At 63.0% G+C, this 4598-nt stretch carries 3 protein-coding genes; all 3 read right to left on the minus strand.

Annotation, left to right across the window (positions count from 1 at the left end; all coding sequences use genetic code 11):
• Window positions 1–30 precede the first annotated feature (30 nt).
• Window positions 31–2010, minus strand: coding sequence for a multicopper oxidase family protein (locus AC6CH3_RS23190; protein ID WP_498134672.1), 1980 nt, complete (start codon window positions 2008–2010; stop codon window positions 31–33).
• 81 nt (window positions 2011–2091) lie between these two features.
• Window positions 2092–4095, minus strand: a complete 2004-nt coding sequence (locus AC6CH3_RS23195) for a bifunctional copper resistance protein CopD/cytochrome c oxidase assembly protein (RefSeq protein ID WP_498134673.1) — start codon at window positions 4093–4095, stop codon at window positions 2092–2094.
• A gap of 273 nt (window positions 4096–4368) precedes the next feature.
• On the minus strand, window positions 4369–4598 hold a 230-nt coding region (locus AC6CH3_RS23200; protein WP_498134674.1), incomplete at its 5' end, for a hypothetical protein.

The following is a 4598-nucleotide window of genomic DNA, read 5'->3' on the forward strand; positions in this document are numbered from 1 at the left end:
CGTCCGGTACGGTTGGGGCCTGGTCAACTTTCAGTCGGTGCGAACGTTGGCCGTTGCCGTGCCCCCACGGCTGGAGTCCACACGGACCATGGTGACCTGGCGGGATGGCCCCGGCTTGGTTGTCCAGGACCAGTTTCCGAGGGAATTGATGGTTGTGGCACCGAGGCGCGAGGCAGTGCGGCCCGGAGTGACGTCATAGATCACCACGCTGGCCCCCGCTGATGTACCCGTGTACTGGGACGTGCCTGCGAAGGCGATGTCCTTTTTCAGCCGGTGCCGGGCAGTGGTGATCGTAACAACGTCGGCCTGTGACGCCGGCTGCGTTGTTGTTGGTGCTGCCGTCTGCGTGGGCTGGCTTGTCGTGACCGGTGCTGCCGTCTCTGTGGGCGCCGTGCTCCCTGAGTCGTCCGTCGTCAGCTCCCCGATGGGATGCGGCCTGACGGCTCCGATCGGATCGTTGGGATCAGGGTCGTTGGGGTCATAACCCACGCTGAACTGGGCCATCATGTCATGGTCCTCGTGGGGCAGGTTGTGGCAGTGGATCATGTACCGGCCCCGGTGGGGCCCAAACTGCATGAGCAGGCGGACTGTCTCGCCCTCACCCACGTACACGGTGTCCTTGGGGCCGCGTTCGTAGACGAACGGGGGCCTGCCGTTGCGGCTGAGGATCTGGAAGTCCACCAGGTGGATGTGCACGGGATGGAACCATCCGCCCGAGCTGTTCTCAATCTCCCAGATTTCGATGTCGTTGAGGTCCGGGTCCGCCAGGACTTTCTTGTACCCGCTTTCGATGACTTCGTCCCACGTCATGCCGCCTATGGTCCAAATGTCGTTGTCCCTCTTGACGCGCATGCGGCGCGTTTTGACCGACTGGGACGGCTTCAGGTTCATTGTGGCGCTGCCGGTCAGCAGGGTAGGCATCACCCTGGCGGCTGGCCCCGAGGTGTCCACCGGATCGCCCGTCACGTCGAACGCCATGATCCGGCCGGTGTAGTCATAGTCGATGTTGTTCTGGTTGGACAGGTTGCGCAGTTCGACCCGCTTGCCCACGGGGTACTTGGAGAAGTCGATGAGGATCTCGTAGCGCTCAGCGCTGGACTGGCGCCAGGAGGTCACCTGCTGGGCGGCAGGCATGAGGCCGCCGTCTGTGCCAACCATGGTGACCGGATCCCCCGCCCCCAGCTGGAACCGGTAGGAGCGTGAGATGGAGGCGTTGAGGATGCGGAAGCGGTAGATGCGGCGCTGGACCCTCATGACTGGCCATGGTGCTCCATTGACGAGGATGACGTCGCCCCACAGCCCGGAGTGGGTGTTGTCGTTGTAGCCGAGCGCCCCGTTCTTGGCGAACATGGCGTCCGAGATGGTCAGCGGCACGTCGAACTTTCCCTGTGGAAGCAGGCTGCGCTCAACCGCATCGTGAATGTGGTACTGGCCGGCAAGGCCTGAATACACACTCTGGGCGGTGTTATGCACGGCGTGGTCGTGGTACCAGAGGGTACGGGCCGGCTGGAAGTTCGGGTACTCGTAGTCCTTGCACATGCCGCGACCGGTGATGTCGTTGGCGTAGCCGTCGTACTGGGGCAGGGAGGCAGAACCATGGAGATGGGTGGAGGTGTCCAGCCGGTAGCCCCACTGCGGGTGGAAGAGCGGCAACAGGTTGTCCATCTCCAGCGTAATCCGTTCACCCCGGTTCACCTTGATGGTGGGACCGGGGAACAACCCGTTGTACCCCAGGATCGGCGTCTTCAGCCCGGGGACGATGCTGCCCATGCCGGCGGTCTGCTCGATCTGGTAAAGGTGAACCTTCTGGCCGTCGGCGCCAATGGTCGTGCTGCTGGGAGTGAGCACCGGTGGAATGGGCAGCGTTCGCTGGTACGGCCTGGGCATGTTTCTGGAGTCCAGCAAACTGGCAGATTTGGCATCAACGGAGGAGAGCGGCACTGCCAGCCCCAAGGCTCCGATGACGCCCACACCACCGATTTGCAATGCCTGACGGCGTGAAACTGACATGATTACCTCCTATGAAACGCCGAAAATCCAAATGCTTTAGATAAAGAGTTGTTGGTCCACCCTGCGAAAACCTTGTGTGGACTAGGGGTCCAGCGGCACGTTGTTTAGTGCCCGCCCGGCTTTGGGGGACCTTTCAGAATGGGACTCGAAGACCGGCTTTACAGCGGCCGCAGGCGTGCAGGCCGCCACCAGCTCCCTTGCCGCCGCGTGGCGTCCCAGGCCATCTGGAAGAACGCCCGTCTTGCGGCGCGCTGAAAGAAGCACGACGGCGATCGCCACGCTTAAGCTGCCCGCCCCGATCAACCACATGGCGACACCGGCGGGTTCTGCGTTCACAACGGATGCGATGTCGAAGGCCGGATCCACGTATATCTGCCACGGCTCCCTCCGGGCGTCCGGAAGTTGGTCAGGTTGCTGGGCCAGCGCCCAGCCGTTAAAGCTGTAGAACACCGCTGTACCCCCGAGAGCAAGCAACCTGGCTGTCAGGGCCGCCGCTGCAGGGCCGCTGAAGGCACGGGTCACCGATGTGATAAGCAGACAGCCAGCCAGCAGTGCGAGCATCGTCATGGCCGCATACCCGAATTGGGTGGTCGAGGAATACTCCAGCAGTGGGGTGTAGTACAACAGGGTCAACGTCGCTGCCAGGCCCACCGCGGGCACAACGGGATCTGCCGTAGCCGACAGGACTGGCCGGATAGCAGCGTCGATGACCTCAGCGGCACCGCTGCTTCCGTCGTTCCGTCGTGCGGTTGTCTGTTCCGCCAGGTTGAGCGGTGCCGCCGGCACCAGCAGCAGGGGCACAACAGCTGTAATGGTCATCTGGGTCAGGACATGGGCGCTGATGAGGTATTCCTGGGCTGCGTGGAGCCCGCCGTTTGTCACGAGGAAAAGAACCGCAACGCCGCTCAACCATAGGGCAGTCCGGTAAGCAGGCCAGGAGCCGCCCCGCGAACGGAGCCTGCGCACTCCGGCCAGGTACAGGACGATCGCCAATCCACAGGCGAGACTCCACAGCGGGTCCGGCCTCCACGCGGAGAACGCATCGACAACTAAAGGAATCTGGGTCGTTTGTTCTGCCGCGCCCGTTTCGGCGATAGTTGGAGGAGGAGTGCGTGCAAGTGCGGCGGCCATTCCGGACGAGACCCCCATAACGGCGAGTTCGGCCACAGCCATCACAGTGAAGACCCTGGCTCCCCGGTGGGGCGCCTGCTCCAATTTGGTTATGACCCACTTGCGGTGGAGCAATCCGAAGATCCCCAACACAACGAACGCTGCGCTTTTTGCGGCGAGGATCGCTCCGTACGGGGTGGCAAGCGCCGTCAAAGTGCCGATGGCGGACCAGCCCGCCAGAAGTCCCGATACCGCCAGGGCCACGAAGGAAACCAGCGCCAGAGTGGAATACCGCCGGACCACCGCGGGCATCATTGCCGGCTCCACGGTCCTGCGTAACACCACGAGCGCCAGCAGTCCACCCAGCCAGACTGCGGCAGCGGCCATGTGCATCACCACGGACAGGGCGCTGTCAGGATGGCTGCCGCTGCCAGTCGCATGCGAGTTCAAGGCGAGTGGAACGAGCCCCGCAAATGACAACAGGGCCGTGAGTGAAACTTCCCGGTGCCCATGGGCAATAAAACAAAGGACTGTCACCGTAGCCGCTAACAGGAAGCTCAATGCTCCCCGTCTTCCGGCGTCAACGTCCATGAGAAAACTGATGAACGCGGTTCCGGACCCCTCGGAAAACAAGGCCAGGTTCGCGAGGGAGTGAAAGGTGAGGAAGCTCATGGACACACTGGCTGCCGTCCACAATCCGGCGGAGATACCCGCCAAAGTGAGCGCCTGGGTGAAGGCCTTTCCCTTCGGAGGCAGGGCAAACAACGCAAGCATCAGGGACCCGATGGTGCACGCGGCGGCCACATTGAAGACGAGCTTTACGAGGGGGAGACCCCAAATAACGGCCGGCCCCGTCCTGGTCAACAGTCCGGCCTCGGAGCCGGCCTGATCGTGGTAAGCAATGGCAAGGGCCACAAGGCCGCATCCGACGACGACAATCGCCGCCGCGGCTGCCCTGGCGGTTGACCGCTTCATAATCCCCCCTCGGCGCCTGTTTCGTGTTCAGTCTCGCCACCGCTCCTTGGAGTTACCCTGTGGAAGGAAGGTGAAGGGATCGCAGACCAGCAGGACGGCGGCCTGTGACGATATACACACCGGCCCCTCCAGGCGGCCCGGACGTTAGTGACTGGACCTGCCCTCGCCTAGAATTGCAAGAGATAAGCGGACGCCGAGTTGGTTCACATCGGGTTGCGCAGGACAACAAAACACGGATACGAGCGGCTGCGCATCGCGCCAGTGGTCGGCTCACTACAGGAGGAATCCACCATGGCTGAGCACAACGGCGGCAATCGCAGCGGGCATGACCGCGACAATTCGGGCAGCAACCGTGCACGGGGTGGTCCATTCAGGGGGACCAACAACTCCGGCGGAGATCCGAGGGGATTCAGGTCCAGGGAAGGACGCGGCGCTGACGACCCTCGCCGTGACTCCAGCGGGGAGCGTAAGCCGTTTGGTGATCGTCCGCGTCGTGAGGGCGA

Source organism: Arthrobacter sp. GQ119 (assembly GCF_059759125.1).